This is a genomic window from Paramagnetospirillum marisnigri, assembly GCF_001650715.1.
Lineage (GTDB): Bacteria > Pseudomonadota > Alphaproteobacteria > Rhodospirillales > Magnetospirillaceae > Phaeospirillum > Phaeospirillum marisnigri.
In genome coordinates, this window is the sequence record NZ_LWQT01000010.1 from 23520 (window position 1) to 41071 (window position 17552).

At 65.5% G+C, this 17552-nt stretch carries 9 protein-coding genes; 3 read left to right on the forward strand and 6 right to left on the reverse strand.

Features of this window, described 5'->3' with window-relative positions:
• Positions 1-8 precede the first annotated feature (8 nt).
• Together A6A04_RS00150 and A6A04_RS00155 are read right to left on the reverse strand one after the other, a co-directional pair.
• Complete coding sequence (locus tag A6A04_RS00150) at positions 9-7217, reverse strand: LamG-like jellyroll fold domain-containing protein (RefSeq protein WP_068489205.1); 7209 nt, start codon at positions 7215-7217, stop codon at positions 9-11.
• Between the two features lie 52 nt (positions 7218-7269).
• Positions 7270-7857: a DUF4337 domain-containing protein gene (locus A6A04_RS00155; protein ID WP_172822704.1), complete on the reverse strand. Its 588-nt coding sequence runs from the start codon at positions 7855-7857 to the stop codon at positions 7270-7272.
• 269 nt (positions 7858-8126) lie between these two features.
• On the opposite strand from A6A04_RS00155, the gene A6A04_RS00160 reads away from it, so the two are divergent.
• From A6A04_RS00160 to A6A04_RS00170, 3 genes are read left to right on the forward strand one after another with little or no spacing between them, the layout of a single operon-like run.
• Positions 8127-8705: a TetR/AcrR family transcriptional regulator gene (locus tag A6A04_RS00160; RefSeq protein ID WP_068489208.1), complete on the forward strand. Its 579-nt coding sequence runs from the start codon at positions 8127-8129 to the stop codon at positions 8703-8705.
• Complete coding sequence (locus A6A04_RS00165; protein ID WP_068489210.1) at positions 8698-12108, forward strand: acyl-[ACP]--phospholipid O-acyltransferase; 3411 nt, start codon at positions 8698-8700, stop codon at positions 12106-12108. Before A6A04_RS00160 ends, A6A04_RS00165 begins: the two co-directional genes overlap by 8 nt.
• Positions 12101-13204, forward strand: a complete 1104-nt coding sequence (locus A6A04_RS00170; protein WP_068489212.1) for an Ntn hydrolase family protein — start codon at positions 12101-12103, stop codon at positions 13202-13204. The genes A6A04_RS00165 and A6A04_RS00170 overlap by 8 nt, the downstream gene beginning before the upstream one ends.
• 56 nt (positions 13205-13260) lie before the next feature.
• Here the strand turns inward: A6A04_RS00170 and A6A04_RS00175 are convergent, their stop codons facing one another.
• From A6A04_RS00175 to hemN, 4 genes are all read right to left on the reverse strand, one after another.
• A complete protein-coding gene (locus tag A6A04_RS00175; RefSeq protein WP_068489214.1) occupies positions 13261-14154 on the reverse strand; it encodes a phosphoribulokinase in 894 nt (297 codons plus the stop codon).
• Positions 14155-14181: 27 nt separating this feature from the next.
• Positions 14182-15558: a ribulose-bisphosphate carboxylase gene (locus A6A04_RS00180; RefSeq protein WP_068489216.1), complete on the reverse strand. Its 1377-nt coding sequence runs from the start codon at positions 15556-15558 to the stop codon at positions 14182-14184.
• 149 nt (positions 15559-15707) lie between these two features.
• Positions 15708-16133 (reverse strand): deoxycytidylate deaminase, encoded by a 426-nt coding sequence (locus tag A6A04_RS00185; RefSeq protein WP_245651027.1) that lies wholly within the window; start codon positions 16131-16133, stop codon positions 15708-15710.
• Positions 16134-16186: 53 nt separating this feature from the next.
• Entirely contained in the window at positions 16187-17542 is a 1356-nt protein-coding gene (gene hemN / locus A6A04_RS00190) for an oxygen-independent coproporphyrinogen III oxidase (protein WP_068489220.1), read from the reverse strand.
• Positions 17543-17552: the final 10 nt, after the last annotated feature.

Here is a 17552-nt window from a genome sequence, read left to right on the forward strand (position 1 = left end):
AGAGGCCCCTAGGTGACGGTGACGTGGATGGTATGCGCGGTGGTATGTCCGTGCTGATCGCTGATATCAATCACGAAACTGTCGGAATGGGCGGTGCCGCCCGCCGTATAGGTAAAGGTTTCGCCGCTCAGCGAGACGCTTCCATATTGGGCGCCGCCATTGGGGTGCACACCATCGTTATGGAGGGCGTAGCTCAGCGAATCATTGGTCGAGGTGGTCCCCAGGACCATGGATTTGTAGCTGCTGCCGTGGGCGACGGAGAAGTCATCCCAGTCATTGGCGGTTATCCCGCTCGACCGGCCGGCGCTGCCGTTCTTCCCGGTGGCGTCCGCGAGACTGTTGGAGGTCTCGTCGAGATGGAACGAGGCCAGCAATCCGCTTTCGGTGCCCAGGGTCTTGTGGGTCATGTCGGCCTGGATCTCCTGGGAACTGCGTGCGGTGTTCCAGACGTTCACACCGGCCAGGTCGCCATTCAGGAAGCGCTGTCCGGTGTAGCTGGGGTCGGTGTCATTGCCAAGGATCAGGTTGCTGGTCGGCAGGTTGAACTTGCCGGCACCGGGCGTGGCCGAGGTATCGGCGACGCCGTCGATATACATGGTCATCTGGTTATTGTCGTAGGTGGCGGCGATGAAATGCCATTTGCCATCGGCCACGCTGATGGAGCTGTCCAAAGATGCATGGCCGCCGCCGCCGGTGGTGTCGAGGCGGACCTGGCCCGATGGCCCCACCAGTACTTTCAGGCCATTGCCCCCCGGCTGATCCATGAAATTGACCAGACCAACCCAATTGGCGGTGCTGCCGGTGATCTTGACCCAGGTTTCCACCGTGTAGTTGGCGGCCATGCTTGAAAGTCCGGTCGCCCCGTTGTTGAAGCTCAGGCCACTCACCCCGCTGAAATGGGTCGAGTATTGGTTGGGCAGGTTGATCGGCAGGTTGAGCGTGGTCGAGGCGGTCGCCGTGTTGTTGGCGGTGTTGCTGTCGCCGATGCTGGCGGTGACGCTGGCGGTTTGCGCCAGGCTGGACCACGACGCCGAGGCCGTGCCGTTGATGCTGAAGGTGGCGACCTCATTGGGGGACAGTTTCAGCGTGGTGTCGATGCCGCCGGTACCGCTCCCCGAGCCGCCGCCATTGGTGGTGTAGCTCCAATTGTTCACGGTAAAGCCGTTGGGGGCCGTATAGACGAAATGGGCACTGGGATCGGTGACCGAGCCACTGTTGGTCACCGTCGCGGTCAGCGTCAGGGCATCTCCCAGATTGGCGGTGGCTGGGCCGCTGATGCTCGCCGACAGGTCGGTGGTGGTGACGGGGTTCAGTACCGTCACCACCACGTTGTCGATCTCGTGGTTGTTGGTGGCGCCGCCGGTGGCGCCGGAGAAGCCCAGCGACACGGTGTCGCCGATGGCGTCGGCTAGCTGCGTGTACTGGAAGTTGCTCCACAGATCCAGCCAGGTCCCGCCGCCATCGAAGCTCATCTTCAGATTGAAGGTCTTGTTGGCGTTCATGGTGAACTCGACCTTGCGACTTCCGACCAGCCCGACATTCCAGCCTGCGACATTGACCGCCGAGCCGCTCACATAGGGAGTATGGTCGTTGCCGGTGACGGCGTTACCGACCCGCATGGCGACGATATTCGGGGTGGTCTCGGTGAAGGGGCCGCCCCAGCTGAGGCCCGCGTTGGAATTGGTGAAGTTGCCGTATTCGTCGAAGCCGACCCCCATCAGCAGGTTGGACATGCTGTGGACGTCAGACGAAAGCATGCCGGCGAAGCCCAGCAGCGGACCACCACCGCCCAATGTGGGGCCGGATGCGGTGCCGTTCAGCATGACCAGGGCGAAACCATCGGCGGTGCGGGGATGGTTGACGTTGGTGCCGCCTCCGACCCAGTAGTCGAAGGTCACCTTGAAGCCCTGGGCGGTGGACAGGCCGGACTTGAAGATGGCGCTGCCCTTCTGGTCCGTCGCATTGACGTTCAGGTGCAAGACGCCGCCGCCGATGCTGGCGGAACCGCCCAGCCACCAACTGCCGAGATCGGCGTTGAAGGCATCGGATACCAGGGTGTTCGAACTGATGCTGATGGAAGCCGTCTCGGTCGCTGTGCTGAAGGCGGTGCCGGTCAGACTGACCCAGTCATGCGCGTTGCCGCTGGTCTGGTCCCAGGCCTTGTAGGTGAAGGTGGCGTTGCCGGTGGTGGCGCCATCGGGCACGAAACGCAGGCGGTCGGTCGCGGTCAGCAGCAAGCCGTTGGAGCCGTTGAAGGAGGCGCTCAGCAGATTGGTCCAACTGGTGCCGCCATTGATGGAATATTGCCACTGGCCCAGGCTGTTATCGACACCGGTGACGGCGATGCTTTTCGGGACCGAACCGCTGGTCACGTCCACATCGGTGATGGAGCCGTTCGGTATGATGTCCGAGATCAGCTTGCCTGGATTGGTGGTCGCGATCTTGTCGATGGAAGACAGGGTCGGGCTGTAGCTTGTGTTCAGCACCGGGGCGTCGTTGACCGAAGTAATGGTCAGGGAATGGGTGGCGGTGGCGGTCTTGGCGCCGCCGGTTCCCGAATTGCCCTGGTCGTCCACAGTGACGCTGACGCTGCCCGTGCCGGAATAATTGGCGGTGGGGCTGTAATTCAGCGTCGCCAGGGCGGTGGTCAGATTGGCGAGGGTCCCGGTGAAGACCATGCTGGAATCGCTGGTGCCGTCGCCGGTGGTGAAGCTCAGACCGGTGGTCGAGGCCAGGGTGACGGCGCCATTGGTGGAGGACAGGGTGACCTTGATCAGGTCATTGGCCTGCGCGTCAACGTCTCCCACCGTGCCGGTGATGCTCAGAACACCGTCCTCGGCCAGGGTGGAGGCGGCGCTCAGCGCGATGGTGGGGGCGTCGTTGGTGGCGGTGATGGTGAAGGTGCCGGTGATGCTGGGGGTCGGCCCGGCGCCGTCGTTGAGGGTGACCGTCACCGCCCGGTTGAGGTCGCCGGTGGGAGTATCGCTGGCGGTGGTGTAGCGCAGCGCCGAGACCAGGGCCTCCACCGAGACCCGGTTGGCCGCCGTGGCCAGGGCGATCTTGAGGCCGGTGCCCTGGCCGTTCAGGGTATTGGCGTCCACCGTGCCGATGGTGGTGCCGTTATAGCGGATGGTGCCGCCCGCCACGGTGATGCCGCCGGTTTCGGCGACGCTGAGGCGGTCGGTGGTGGCATAGCTGTCGAAGGTGACCATCAGATCGCCGCCGCCATAGGAATGGACCTTGGGATTGCTGATGGCGACGCTGGACACCAGCGCCATGGGGGTGTCCTCGGTATAGGCGGTTCCGGCGGCGCCGGTGAAGGCCAGGGTGGTGTTGCCGGACTGGTTGACCGTCACGCTGATGGTGGTGGGGTCGGTGTCGACACCGTTGACCGTGGCCTTGACCTGCACGTCGTAGGAATGGCTAGCATTGGTGGCGAAGTCGATATCGGCCCCGGCCACCAGCACCAGATTGGTGCCGGAAATGGCGAACATGCCGCCGGGATTGCTTACCAGGGAATAGGTGGTGGTGGCTCCCGTCGCCGCCCGCGCCGTGCTCAGCGCCGCCACCACGGTCCCGCCCACCGCCTTGTCGGTCTCGTTCATGTTGGGAATGGGATTGAGGACCGTGCCGTCCTTCACCACCCAGCTGTAGACGCCATTGATTCCCACATTGCTGGTGTTTTCCAGATTGGTCATGGACGAGGTGCCGGATCCCACTACCTCGCCGTAGTTCTTGGTGGCGGGAACCCCCGCCGTCCAGCCGCCGGTGGCGCCCTGGCTCCAGTTGATGCTTTGGTAGCGCAGGATGATCTGGAAGTCGGTGGCAGCATAGCCCGCGATGCCGGAGAGGGGCTTCAGCTGGATCTGGAAGGTGTCGGCGCTGGAGACGAAGATGTTGTAGGCGTGGACGTTGGAATAGGTCACCACGATGCCATCGGTGGCGTTGACGGCCGTGGTGATGCTGCCGCCCTTGCGGGTATCGATGTCGTTGTACATGCCCGCCACCATGGGCAGGGTCGATCCGGCGATGCCACGCGGCGAATAGGATGACGAGCCGGTGCCGAAGGTGATGTAGCCGTTGGACCCGGCGAACAGGTTGGTATAGGTGGTGCTGCCCAGCTTCAGGCCATTGGCGAAGGCCGAGGCGATGTTCAAGGCCCAGTAAGTGTCGTCGGCCGAACCATAGGGGGACAGGGTTCCCGACAGGCCGGTCAGCACCGACTTGCTGCCGGGATCATAGGGCAGGGCATTGCTGCCGATGCCCGAGTAAACAACGATGGGCGGGTCGGGCTGGGTGATGACGATCTTGGCGGTGTCGGTGGCGGTGGAGAAGGCGGTGATGCCGCCCGTGGCCGACATGTTGTTGGCGGCATAGCCCACCGAGCCCGAGGTTTGGTCCCAGGCCCGATAGGTGAAGGTGGCGGGGTTGCCGCTGGCCAGGGTGTGGCTGCCATCGGGCACGAAGCGGACATAATCGTCGGGGCGCAGCAGCAGGGCCGAGTTGGCGCCGATGGCCGGAAAATTGGCCCAGGTCGGGGTTGCCGCATCGTAGATCATGTATTGCCAGGTACCGTAGGAATTGGGCACCGAGGTTCCGGTGATGGCGATGCCTTGCGACGGGGTGGCATCCACCTCGCTGATGCTGGACTGGAAGATGGTGGAAACACGCTGACCCGGCGTGTCGGTCTGGGAATAGGTCAGGGATTCCAGGGACGGCGCGGCGGCGGTCAGGACGGGAGCATCGTTCACCGGATTGATGGTGATGGCGACGCTGTCCTGGTCCTGCTTCTCGCCGCCGCTGCCGGAATGGCCGTCGCCATTGCCGTCCAGGGTGGTGATGGTCAGGGTGTCGGTGCCGTTGTAGTTCAGGGTATTGCGATAGGTGATGGACGCCAGGGCGGCGTTCAGCGCCGTCTTGGTGCCGCTGAAACTCATGGCGGCATCATTGGTGCCGTCGCCCGCCGTGAAGGTGAGACCGGTGGTCTGGCCCAGGCTGACGACGCCGTGACCGACACCCAGGCTGACCTTCATGGTCTGGCCCTGGTCGTCCAGATCGGAAATGGACAGCTTGGTGGCGCCGCTCAGCACCAGATCATTGTCCTCGTCCACCGTCCGGCCGGAGGAGACGGAATTGACCGGGGCGTCGTTCACCGCCGCCACGGTGATGTCGAATTCGGCGCTGGCCGAGGCCTCGCCGTCGCTGACGGTGATCAGGGCCTTGCGAACGGTGGTATGGGGGTCGTCGCTGAGATTGCGATAGGCGAGGCTGCGCAACACATCCTGATAGGCAATGAGCGAGGCTCCACCGGAAAATTCAAGAAGCCCGGTAGCCGAGTTCATGGTCGCGGTCATGCCGGTGGGCAGGGTGTAGGTGATCTCGTCCTCGGTGGGAAGCCATCCGGTGAACTTCACCTGGACCAGGGACAAGGCTCCGTCATCGCTATCGGTGACGCGCAGCAGCGGCTGCAAGCTCAGCGGTGCGCCGTTCTCGGTATAGGCGGCCACGGTGCCGGGGACGGACAGGGACGGCGCCTGATTGGGAAGCGGCGTGGTGGGCGGCGTGTTGACCGGGCCGGTATCCTGGGTGTTGTTGGTGTTATTGCTGGTGTTGCTCGACGTGCCGAGGATCTGCGGCGGCGGCGGCGTGAAGGTGATGGCCACGGTCTCGCCCGGCGACAGATTGGTCGAGCCGCTGCCGCTGGTCCCCGGGCCGGTGGCCCCCCCCGGCGTCGGAGCGGGCGGCGTCAGGCTGGGAGCCGAGGAGGTGAACAACTGGGGCGCCGACTGCCCGACCGGGGCGATGGCCTCGCTTGGGCTGGTGGAGGGACCGAAGGAAGACAGCGACTGCACCCCCTGGCCGCTGGCCATGGCCATCAGGGTGGGATCGGAGGTCACGCCCTGGCTGGCCTGGCTGGTCTGCTGTTGCGACGACTGGGCGGCGCTTCCTGCCTGTTGGGCAGCAGCGCCGAAATCGCCGCCCTTGGCTAGGGCCGAGGAGAGGTTGGCGACGAAAGCGGCGGAATCACCGCCGAAATTTCCCGCCATGGAGTTGATGGCCCCCTGGGCGTTCTGGCCGCTGGCCAGGGCGGCGCCCAACTGGGCGGCGGGCGACAAGGGCACAGAGGCGGAGGCCGTCTGGGTCTGGGCGGCGTCCGAGGCTCGCTGGGCGGTCTGGGTGGCGGAGGCGATGTCCGATCCCTTGGCCAGGGCCTGGGTCAGGGCATTGGCGAATTCGGCCCCCCCCGCCAGGGCGGTGCCGGTATCCTTGCCGGTGGCCAGGGCGTTCATCAGCGCCTGACCCGGCGACACCGGCACGGACTGGGCCTCGGTCTGCCGCGATTGGGCTTCGGTGGCCTGGGTGGCGGCCTTGGCGGCATCGCCGGAACTGCCGCCCCTGGCCAGGGAATTCAGCATGGCCTGGAGACCGGCGCCATTCTGCAGCCCCGCCGCGCCGCCATTGGCCAGGGCGGCGATGATCTGGTCGGCGGCGGACATGGGTACCGTCTGGGCATTGGCGATATCGGCCTGGGCGGCGGCGGCCTGTCCGGCGGCCTTGAGGGCGGTATTGGTGTCGGCCCCCGAGGCGGCGGCGGCCTGGAAGGTCTTCAGGAAGGCGCTGGCCTGATCCGGCGGCATCCCGGCGGTGGCCGTCTTCAAGGCATTGGCGGAGTCGGTGCCGCCCGCCAGCGAACTCATCAGCCCGGCGGCGGCGGTGGTGGGGGCCTGGGCGCCCTTGGCGGTATCCACCGCCTTGACTCCGGCCTCGGCCTGCTTGAGGGCGGTGGCCATGTCGACGCCCTTGGCGATGGCGTTCTGCAAGGTATTGATGAAAGCATCGACATGCTGCTTGGTCACGGCGCCCTTGCCCACCACATTGGCCAGGGCGGCCTGGACATTGTCGCCCTTGGCCAGGGCCTGGACCAGGGCATTGGCGTTGGCGCCTTCCGTTGCTTCGGCCTCGGTGCTGACCTTGGTCTCGCTCTTGACCACGGCGATGGCCTGGCCAGGGGGCACGCCCTCGCCCAGGGACTTGGACAGGCCCTGGGTGAAGGACTTGGCCGCATCGGCAGCCTTGTCGGCGGGGACACCCAGCTTGGCGAAGTGGGCGGCAATGGACTTTTGGGTGACCGCCAGGGCCTCGGACACGCCCTTGCCCGAGGCGAAGCTTTCCAGCAACGCCTGGGGAGGTGTCCAATCCTTCAGGTCAAAAATCATCTGTCCGAGCTCCCCAAAGCCTACCTAGCCCCCGCCAGGCCGGACGGCTGGGTCAGAAAAACGGAAAGGAGAACATCAAGGTGTAGCCGTTGAATGTCAGAATCGAGCCGATGATCGCCAGGATGACGCTCACCGCCATGATGGCGGGCACTTCGACCATGGTGGCCACCGAGGCGGTGACGATGGCGATTTCCAGCAGGGCGACGGCGCGATCGAAATAGGGGTCCTTCCGGGCGGCGGTGTCCCGAAGCTGTTCGTAGATCTTGGCCTTTTCCAGCAATTCCTTCTTGCCTTCGCCCTTTTCCGGGTCGCTGTCGTATTTCTTGATGGCGGCCTGATACTTGTCGATATTGGCCTGGATCGCTGTCCGGGCTGGTTCGGGCATGTCGGGCTGGGTTGCAAGCTGGAGCTTCAGGCTGTCTGCCGCGAGCTGGTAGGAGGTTTGGCGCAGGGTCTTGGCCTGGTAAAAATTATACGTATCCGAAACGGCTATATAGTTTGCCATAAATTCCTTGGTGGCATTGCCGCCACCCAGATTGGTCACGGCCAGCAGAACGGCAAGAATAGAGATGTACAAGGCTGCGCGGCGGTTATCGCCGCCATGCTTCGCGTCATCCTTCAATTCGTCAAGTTTCGTCACGATTTGCTCCGAAATTTTTCGGCTGCTAAATGAATGCAGATTGATAGGTTGCTGCGATAATCAAGCCTTTGAACAGAATTTTCTATACTGAATTTGACGCACAAGGTGAAGGCGCAGTTTGTGACGCAGGGTCCGGTTCCTATCCAACCACTCCATTAGTATTAGTGGAGTCCGGGGGGCTTGTTTCAAAAGATGATTCGCCAAGGCCATTGACTCCGCCGCCGCCGAGGCCCAATGTGAGTGAACAAACGCTCACATTGGGGTTGGTCATGAGGGACGGAAGCGAAACCCGGCGAAGAATTCACGAAACCGCCTTGCGGCTATTCGTGGAAAAGGGGGTGGCGGAAACGACGGTGCGCGATCTGGCCAAGGGGGCGGGCATCGCCGAGGGCACGCTTTACCGCCACTACGCCTCCATGAATGATCTGGTCTGGGATCTGTTCTCGACCCATTACCGCGCCTTCGCCCGCCGCCTGGATGTCGCCCAGTCCGGACAGGCCGGGTTCGGCGGCAAGCTGGCGGCCATCATCGCCGAGTTCTGCCGCTTCTTCGACGCCGAGCCGGTCTTGTTCCGCTTCCTGATGTTGGTCCAGCACCAGGCGCTGCCTCGGGTCGCCAATGATGCCGACAACCCGGTGGAACTGGTCCACGGCGTCATCGCCCTGGCCATGGAGCGGGGTGAAATTCCCCGACGTCCGGTGGGGCTGGCGGCGGCCATGGTGCTGGGGCTGGTGCTGCAACCGGCCTTTGGCCTGGCTTACGGACGCCTGAGCCTGCCGTTTTCCCAATACGCCGAGGATATCACCGCCGCCTGCTTGGCGGCGCTGGGGAGTAACGCCCATGTCTGACGGGTCTTTCCACCTGCTGCGTTGCCGTCGTTTCCTGCCGCTGTTCGCGGCCCAGTTCCTGGGGGCGGCCAATGACAACCTGTTCAAGAATGCCCTGGTCATTCTCATTGTCTACCGTCTGGGGGAAGGGCTGGCGCTTCCGCCGCAAATCCTGGTGACCCTGGCCGCCGGGCTGTTCATCCTGCCCTTCTTCCTGCTGTCGGCCACGGCGGGACAGATGTCGGACCGCTTCGAGAAAAGCGGCCTGATCAAGCGGGTCAAGCTGGCCGAGGTCGCGGTGGCGGCCCTGGGTGTCTGGTCCCTGTTCACCGGCAGCGTCACCGCCATGCTGGTGGTGCTGTTCGGCTTCGGGGTCCAGGCCACCTTCTTCGGGCCATTGAAATACGCGGTGCTGCCCGAACATCTGGCCGAGACCGAACTGGTGGGCGGCAATGCCCTGATCGAGGGCGGCACCTTCATCGCCATCCTGGTGGGGACCATCGCCGGGGGGCTGCTGATCCTGGCCGAGGGCGGCGTCATGCTGGTCTCCGTCCTGATGCTGGCCCTGGCTGCCGCCGGTTACGTCGCCAGCCTGTTCCTGCCCATCGCCCATCCCGGCAATGCCTCGGTCAGGGTCTCGGCCAATATCATGGCCGAAACCCTGGCGGTGCTGCGCCTGATCCGGGGGCGTCGCGACCTGTTCCTGTCGGTGCTGGGCATCTCGTGGTTCTGGCTGATGGGCGCCACCTTCCTGGCCCAGTTTCCCGCCTTCGCCAAGGATGTGCTGGTGGCGGATCAGCATGTGGTGACCTTGCTGCTGACGGTGTTCTCGGTGGGCATCGGCATCGGTTCTGTGCTGTGCGGCCGCCTGCTCAAGGGCGAGATTTCCGCCCGGCCGGTGCCTTTCGCCGCCCTGGGCATGACCTTGTTCTCGTTCGACCTCTATTTCGCGAGCGCGGTCCCCGCGATGCCGGGCGCCGCCCTGGCCGGGGTGGCCGAGTTCCTGTCCCTGGCCGCCAACTGGCGGGTGCTGGGCGACCTGCTGGCCATCGCCATCTGCGGCGGCCTCTATATCGTGCCGCTCTACACCATCTTGCAAAGCCGCGCCGACGAGGGCAGCCGGGCGCGGGCCATCGCCGCCAACAACATCATGAACGCCGCCTTCATGGTGATCTCGGCGGCGGCGGGTGCTCTGATGCTGGGGCTTGGCTTCTCGGTGCCACAAGTGTTCCTGGTCCAGGCCGGGGCCAATCTGGTGGTGGCGGTCTATATCTGCGGCCTGCTGCCCGATGCCTTCCTGAAGGGTCTGTTCGCCTGGGTTCTGCGCCGGGCCTATGGCGTCCGGGTCGAGGGGCTGGAGCATCTGGCGGCGGCGGGCGACAAGGCGGTGATCGTGGTCAACCACGTCTCGTTCCTGGACGCGGTGCTGATGGCCGCCTTCCTGCCCGGGCGGCCCAGTTTCGCCATCAACACTTTCGTCGCCCGGCTGTGGTGGGTGCGTCCCTTCCTGTCGGTGGTGGACGCCACCGCCATCGACCCCACCAATCCCATGTCCACCAAGACCCTGATCCACGCGGTGCAGGGCGGGCGGCGCATGGTGATCTTTCCCGAGGGACGCATCACCGTCACCGGTGCGTTGATGAAGATTTACGAAGGTCCCGGCATGATCGCCGACAAGTCCGATGCTCCGGTGGTGCCGGTGCGCATCGACGGTGCCCAGTTCACCCTGTTCTCGCGGCTGAAGGGCAAGGTCCGGCGTCACTGGTTCCCTCGCATCACCATCACCATCCTGGCGCCCCGCCGCTTCGAGGTCCCCGAGCGGATCAAGGGCCGTGCCCGGCGCCAGTATATCGGTGCCGCTCTCTATGACGTGATGTCGGGCATGATGTTCGAGACCTCGGACCGTCACCACACCCTGTTCCAGGCGCTGGTGCAGGCCAGGCGGCATCACGGCGGCGATGGGGTGGTGCTGGACGATGTCAGCCGTAAGCCCCTGACCTATACAAGGCTGATCGCCGCCAGCCACGCCCTGGGCCGCGTCCTGGCCGGGCAGTCCCGCCCGGGCGAGGCGGTGGGGCTGCTGCTGCCCAATGTCAACGCGGTGGCGGTGGCGTTCTTCGCCCTGCAGTCGGTGGGCCGGGTGCCCGCCATGCTGAACTTCTCCACCGGCGCCGACACCGTGCTGGCCGCCTGCCGTGCCGCCGGGCTGGAGACGGTGGTGACCTCGCGCCGCTTCATCGCCCAGGCCCGGCTGGATGGTCTGGTGACGGCACTGGCGGGGGCGGTGAGGGTGCTCTATCTCGAGGACCTCGCCCCGGCCATCGGCCCCTTCGCCCGACTGGCGGCCCTGGCCAAGGCCAGGTTCGGCGGCGCGCCCCAGGGCGATCCCGAGAGCCGGGCGCTGATCCTGTTCACCTCGGGCTCGGAAGGCACCCCCAAGGGCGTGGTGCTCAGCCATGCCAATCTGCTGGCCAATTGCGCCCAATTGGCGGCGCGGGTGGCGTTCAGCCCCCAGGATATCGTGTTCAACGCCCTGCCGGTGTTCCATTCCTTCGGCATGACCGGCGGGCTGCTGCTGCCGCTGCTCAACGGGCTGAGGGTGTTCCTCTATCCCAGCCCGCTGCATTACCGCATCGTGCCGGAATTGGTCTACGACACCAACGCGACCATCGTCTTCGGCACCGACACCTTCCTGGCGGGCTATGGAAGGGTGGCGGCCCCCTATGACTTCTATTCGGTGCGCTATGTCTTCGCCGGGGCCGAGAAGGTCAAGGACGAGACCCGCAGAGTCTGGATGGACAAGTTCGGCATTCGCATCCTGGAAGGCTACGGTGCCACCGAGACCGGCCCGGTGCTGGCGGTCAACACGCCCATGCATCACAAGGCGGGAACCGTGGGCCGGCTGCTGCCCGGTATCGAGGCGCGGCTGGAAGCGGTCCCCGGCATCGACGAGGGCGCCAGGCTGCTGGTGCGCGGCCCCAATGTGATGAAGGGCTATCTGCGGGCCGAGGCGCCCGGTGTGCTGCAACCGCCCGAGGATGGCTGGTACGATACCGGCGACATGGTCACCCTGGATGAGATGGGGTTCGTCCGCATTGTCGGCCGGATCAAGCGCTTCGCCAAGATCGCGGGCGAGATGGTCTCGCTGGGCAAGGTGGAGGCCGAGGCCGCCCTGCTGTGGCCCGACTCCCAGGTGGCGGTGGTGGCCGTGCCCGACGACAGGAAGGGCGAGCAACTGGTGCTGGTCACCGACCGGGCCGGGGCCGATCGTGCCCAGGTGCTGGCCCATTTCAAGATGCGGGGGCTGGCGGAACTGCTGGTGCCCCGGACCGTGATGGTGGTGGGCAAGCTGCCGCTGCTGGGCACCGGCAAGACCGACTATGTCGCCTTGAAGTCCCTGGTGGAAGGAGGGGGGCATGCCTGACCCTCTCTCCCACGGCCAGACACCGGATCGGGTGGTGTCGCTGGCCGAGACCCGCCGGGTCTTCATCGAGGCGGCCGATCCCGCCGAGCTGTGGCGCGACGTCTATCGCGCCGACGACATGGACGCCATGCGCGACCTGGTGCGGGCGGTGATGGGCGATGTGCGGCGCAAGCCCTCCTGGTCGCTGGGGTGGAACGTCGTCACCCGGCTGGCCTATGCCGCCCTCTACAAGCCTTTCGGCCATTTCATGCCGGAAAGCGATCATTTCGCCCGGCTGCTGGACACCCCCCGGCCCGACATGGCGGGGCTGCAGCGGCTTTACACCCTGGCTCATGCCGGATGCTCGTCGGTAATGGCCTGGGACAAGGTCGCAGCCCGCATGGTGCATTTTCGCAGCCTGGACTGGCCTTCGGCCCCGGCCATCGCCCGGGCCAGCCGGGTGCTGGACGGCGTGCGCGCCGATGGCGAAGTCGCCTTCCGGGCGGTTGGCATCCTGGGCATGGTGGGGCTGTTGACGGCGGTGAAGCCGGGCTTTTCGGTGTCCATCAATTTCGCGCCCTGGAGCGGGGCATCGCTGTCACTCAATTCCGATCCCACCTTCCTGGTGCGCCGCCTGATGGAAGCCGGCGCAGACAGCTATGCCGAGGCTCGCCGGGTGATCGAGGGCTGGCGGCCCGGTGCGCCCGTGTTCATCTCGCTCTGCGGTATCCAACGGGGCGAGGCCTGCGTCTTCGAGTTCGGCGCCGCCTGGGACGGGCAAGGCCCCTGGCATGTGGTGGAGATGGGAGAGGGCGAGGTCCTGGTCCAGACCAACCATTTCGCCGATGGCGGTCCCTTCGCCCGGCATCGGGTGGCGCAGGCGCCCGAGGCGGCCTGGGACGATCCCGCCTGGGACGCCCACGGCATACGCCAGACCTCGCGGGCGCGCAAGACGCTGATCGAGCAGGGCTTGAGCGATGCTCAGGAGGAGGGCCTGGACAATGCCCTGCGGCGGGTCTTCGCCCGGCGCCCGGTCTGGAGCCACGAGACAGCCCAATGGGCACGGATGATTCCGGCGACCGGCGGGCTGGATGCCTGGGTGCGCGGGGCGGCATAGGAAAAAGCGGGCCGGTGGGGAGGGGAGCGCCACCGGCCCAGGCGGAGACTCCCCCGTCAGCCAAGGACGGACCGGCGGTCCTCCATGATCCGGCGAAGGATCGGGGTCAGGATCAGCTCCATGGCCAAGCCCATCTTGCCGCCGGGCACCACGATGGTGTTGCGGCGGCTCATCCAGGAATCCTTCAGCATCTGCAGCAGAAAGGGGAAATCCACCCGGAAGCGGTCGGGTTTCCTGAATCGGATCACCACCAGGCTTTCGTCGGCGGTGGGAATGTCGCGGGCGATGATGGGGTCCGAGGTGTCGACGATGGGCACCCGCTGGAAGTTGATATCGGTCAGCTTGAACTGCGGCACGATGTAGTGAACATAGTCGTGCATGCGGCGCAGGATGGTGTCCATCACCGCTTCCTCGGAATAGCCGCGCTGGCTGGTGTCGCGGTGGATCTTCTGAATCCATTCCAGATTGATCACCGGCACCACCCCGATCTTCACATCGGCATGCTGGGCCACATTGGCGTCCTTGGTGGCGACGCAGCCGTGCAGGCCCTCGTAGAACAGGCAGTCGGTGTCCTCGGGAATTTCCTCCCAGTCGGTGAACTGGCCCGCGCCAAGCCCGAGATGGGCATAGGCGGCGGCCTCCTCCTCGTTGTGGATGTAAAGCCTGCGCCGACCGCGTCCGGTGTCGCCATAGGTGGCGAACAGTTCCTCCAACTCCCCGAACAGATTGGCCTCGGGGCCGAAATGGCTGAAGGTGCGGCAGCCGCTTTTCTCCGCCTCGGCCATGGCCTTCTTCATGCCCGCGCGGTCATAGCGGTGGAAGCTGTCGCCCTCGACGATGGCGGGCTTGATGCCCTCGCGCCGGAACATGTGCTCGAAGGCTTCCTTGACCGTGCTGGTTCCGGCTCCGGACGAGCCGGTGACGGCAATGATGGGATGTTTTCTCGACATTCTTTCTTCCCCCCAAGGTCCCCCGGTTCAGGCGATGCGCAGTTTCTCGCGCCAGCCCGGATAGAGTGCGTCGGCATCGCCGGAAAAGGACTCGAAGGCCGCTTTCAACTCGGGATGGGCCTTGGCGTAGTCCACCAGATCGATCCCCTCGGCCCAGGCCTGATGCGCCTGGCGCAACGACAAAGCGCCCGCCACCGGTCCGTCCTTGTGGCCGAAGGCGCCGCCGCCCGAGGTCTGGATCACATTGGCATGGCCCAGATTGGTGAAGAAGCCCGGCAGCCGCAACGCGTTCATGCCCCCCGAGATGATGGGGGTGCAGGCCTTCATGCCGCACCAGTCCTGGCGGAAATGGGGGCCATCGGCCACGTCGCGCTCCAGCATATAGGCGACGTCCTTTTCATCGGGGGCGCCTTCCATCTTGCCATAGCCCATGGTGCCGGTATGGATGCCCGACGCGCCAAGCAGGCGGGCCATCTTCATATGGACCAGCACGGTATAGCCGCGTTTGGACTGCTTGGAGGTGACGGCGCCGTGCCCGGCGCGGTGATAGTGCAGGAACTGGGCGGGGAAGTTGCGGCGACAGGTGGTCACCGCCGTCGGTCCCGCCACATAGCCGTCCACCAGGAAGGCCACATGGCTGGCGTTCTCGGCGAAGGTTTCCAGGATGTAGTGACCGCGCGCCAGCATCTCGGCCGGGTCGTCGGCGGTGATGTTGGCCGAGAACAGCTTGGCCTGGCCGGTCTCGTCCTGGGCGCGCTTCATGGCGTCGGCCACCAGCCGGATGGTTTCCTTCAGCGGCGCGAAGACCTGGTTGCCCTGGGGCTCGTCGTTCTTGATGAAGTCACCGCCCAGCCAGAACTGATAGCAGGCATCGGCAAAGGGCTTGGGGCGCAGGCCCAGCTTCGGCTTGATGATGGTGCCCACCACCATGCCGCCGTCGCTCTGGGGGCGGCCCAGCACCCGCCACATATCGGCGATATTGGCGGCCGGGCCGTCGAACAACTGGAGGAATTTGGGTGGGACGTAGAAATCCACCATCTTGGCGTAGTCCACGTCGCTCATGCCCTGGTTGTTGCCGATGGTCAGGGTCAGGAAGGACGCGATCATGGCGCGGCCGTCGATGATGTTGCGGTCGAACAGATCCACGGGAAAGGCGATCTTCATCAGTTCGCGCTGTTCGTCGATCTCGTAGACCAGGGCATCGACGCCGCGGGTGAAGTCGTCGGTGGTGCAGACCTCCACATTGGTGCCGGTGGAGGATTCGGCGGCGAAATGGGCGGCGGTGGCCAGATAGCCATGGCCGGATTTCGGCTTCATGCGATAGGCACAGAGCACATGGGCGCCGCCCTGGATCAGGCTTTGCTCGGTCAGGCCCAATTGGGCATAGCGCTTGGACTGGTCCATGGCTGTCTCGTCTCCCTTGAACGATCCTGCTTTGTTGTTGGCGTCACTGTGCCCGGATCGGTCCGGCGGGAGAACACCCGTGCGGGGAGTGCGGCGAAATGACATGGGTGGGTGAAAAACCACCAGAACAGGCTGCGGATGGGTAGGGGTTACTCCTGGCGGGTGACGTCGACCCCGGCCTCGCTGAACATGGTGGCGGCGGTTTCGAACTCCTCGGCGGGCATGGAGGTGGTGCCGCCCGCCACCGTCACCGCCGTCACCCCGGCCTGGATCAGCGAGCGGGCGCAGCGCGAGCAGGGGTAATGGGTGACATAGACCCGGCAGCCCTTGAGGCTGACGCCCACGCGGGCGGCATGGGCCACCAGATTTTCCTCGGCATGGGAGGTCCACAGATACTTGGCCGGGCGCTCCATGCGCTCGGGCCGGTCCTCGACGCCGCGCGGCAGGCCGTTATAGCCGGTGGCCCTGATCTCGCCGTCCGGTCCCACCGCCACGGCGCCCACCTGGGTGGAGGGGTCCTTGGACTTGGCCGCCGCATGGCGGGCGAAGCCCATGAAATAGTCGGGCCAGCTCATGGTCATTATCAAAGTCCCTCAATCGCCGATGGACCGGCTCGTCGATTCACGCTTCACACCGCCTTGGAATGGCGCTGCTCGCCCGCCTTGAGATAGCGGTCGAAGGCGGCGCAGACGGCGCGGACCAGGGTGCGGCCGTCATGGGTGACGCTGATGCGATGGCCATCCACCACCACCAGCCCGTCGGCCTGAAGCGGGGCGAGCGAGGCCAGTTCGGCCTCGAACTGACCGGCATCGGCGCCGTGGCGGGCGGCCACCGCGTCCAGGTCGATCTCCAGGTCGCACATCAGGCGCTCGATGATCTCGCGGCGCAGGCGGTCGTCGGCATTGATGGCGACGCCGCGCGAGGTGGCCAGCTTGCCCTCGGCGATCAGGCGCTGATAGGCGTGGACCTCGCCCTCATTGGCGACATAGCCCTGGGGCAGCGAGCCGATTCCCGACGCCCCGAAGCCGATCAGAGTCGTGGCGGAATCGGTGGTATAGCCCTGGAAATTGCGGTGCAGCTTCTTGTCGCGCAGGGCGACGGCCATGGCGTCGTCGGGGGCGGCGAAATGGTCGAGGCCGATCTGGACATAGCCCAGGGTCTCGGTCAGTAGTTTGCAGCCCAGTTCATACTGCTTCCAGCGGGTCTCGGTGTCGGGCAGGGTCTCGTCGGGGATCAGCCGCATGTGCTTCTTCATCCACGGCACATGGGCATAGCCGAACAGCGCCACCCGGCGGGGCTGGAAGCCTTTCACCGCCGAGTCGATGGTGGCCAGCAGCCCGTCCACCGTCTGGTGCGGCAGGCCGTAGACCAGATCGATATTGACCTCGGGCACGCCGTACTGGCGCAGCCAACCCACCACCCGCTCGGTGACCTCGTAGGGCTGGATGCGGTTGATGGCCTGCTGCACCTTGGCGTCCAGGTCCTGGACGCCGATGGAGGCCCGGGTCACGCCCGCCCCGGCCATGGCCTTGACATAGGCCTCGTCGGCGGTGCGGGGGTCCAACTCCACCGCCACCTCGGCGCCGTCCTTCAGCAGGAAGCGCGACTTCAGCAGGTCGAGGGTGCGGACGAAATCCCCGGATTTCAGGATGGTGGGGCTGCCGCCGCCGAAATGGATGTGGCGCGCCTTCATGCGGGTGGGCAGGGCATCCGCCACCAGCTCGATCTCGCGCCACAGCGCTTCCATATAGGCGGCGACGGGTCCGTATTTCTTGGTGATCTTGGTGTGGCAGCCGCAGAACCAGCACATCTCGGCGCAAAAGGCGATATGGAGGTAAAGCGACAGTTCCAGCTTGGGGTCCATCTCGGCCAGCCAGCCGCGACAGGTCTCGCCGGTAACGCCGGGATGGAAATGCGGCGCGGTGGGATAGGAGGTGTAGCGGGGGACGCGAAGGTCATATTTGGCCGCGAGGTCGGGGCGCATGGCAAAGGTC

Excerpts from the sequence above, each read along its gene's own strand:
- hemN (WP_068489220.1), bottom strand. The coding sequence starts at position 17,542 with ATGCGCCCCGACCTCGCGGCCAAATATGACCTTCGCGTCCCCCGCTAC.
- A6A04_RS00160 (WP_068489208.1), top strand. The coding sequence starts at position 8,127 with ATGAGGGACGGAAGCGAAACCCGGCGAAGAATTCACGAAACCGCCTTG.
- A6A04_RS00165 (WP_068489210.1), top strand. The coding sequence starts at position 8,698 with ATGTCTGACGGGTCTTTCCACCTGCTGCGTTGCCGTCGTTTCCTGCCG.
- A6A04_RS00150 (WP_068489205.1), bottom strand. The coding sequence starts at position 7,217 with ATGATTTTTGACCTGAAGGATTGGACACCTCCCCAGGCGTTGCTGGAA.
- A6A04_RS00170 (WP_068489212.1), top strand. The coding sequence starts at position 12,101 with ATGCCTGACCCTCTCTCCCACGGCCAGACACCGGATCGGGTGGTGTCG.
- A6A04_RS00185 (WP_245651027.1), bottom strand. The coding sequence starts at position 16,133 with ATGAGCTGGCCCGACTATTTCATGGGCTTCGCCCGCCATGCGGCGGCC.
- A6A04_RS00175 (WP_068489214.1), bottom strand. The coding sequence starts at position 14,154 with ATGTCGAGAAAACATCCCATCATTGCCGTCACCGGCTCGTCCGGAGCC.
- A6A04_RS00180 (WP_068489216.1), bottom strand. The coding sequence starts at position 15,558 with ATGGACCAGTCCAAGCGCTATGCCCAATTGGGCCTGACCGAGCAAAGC.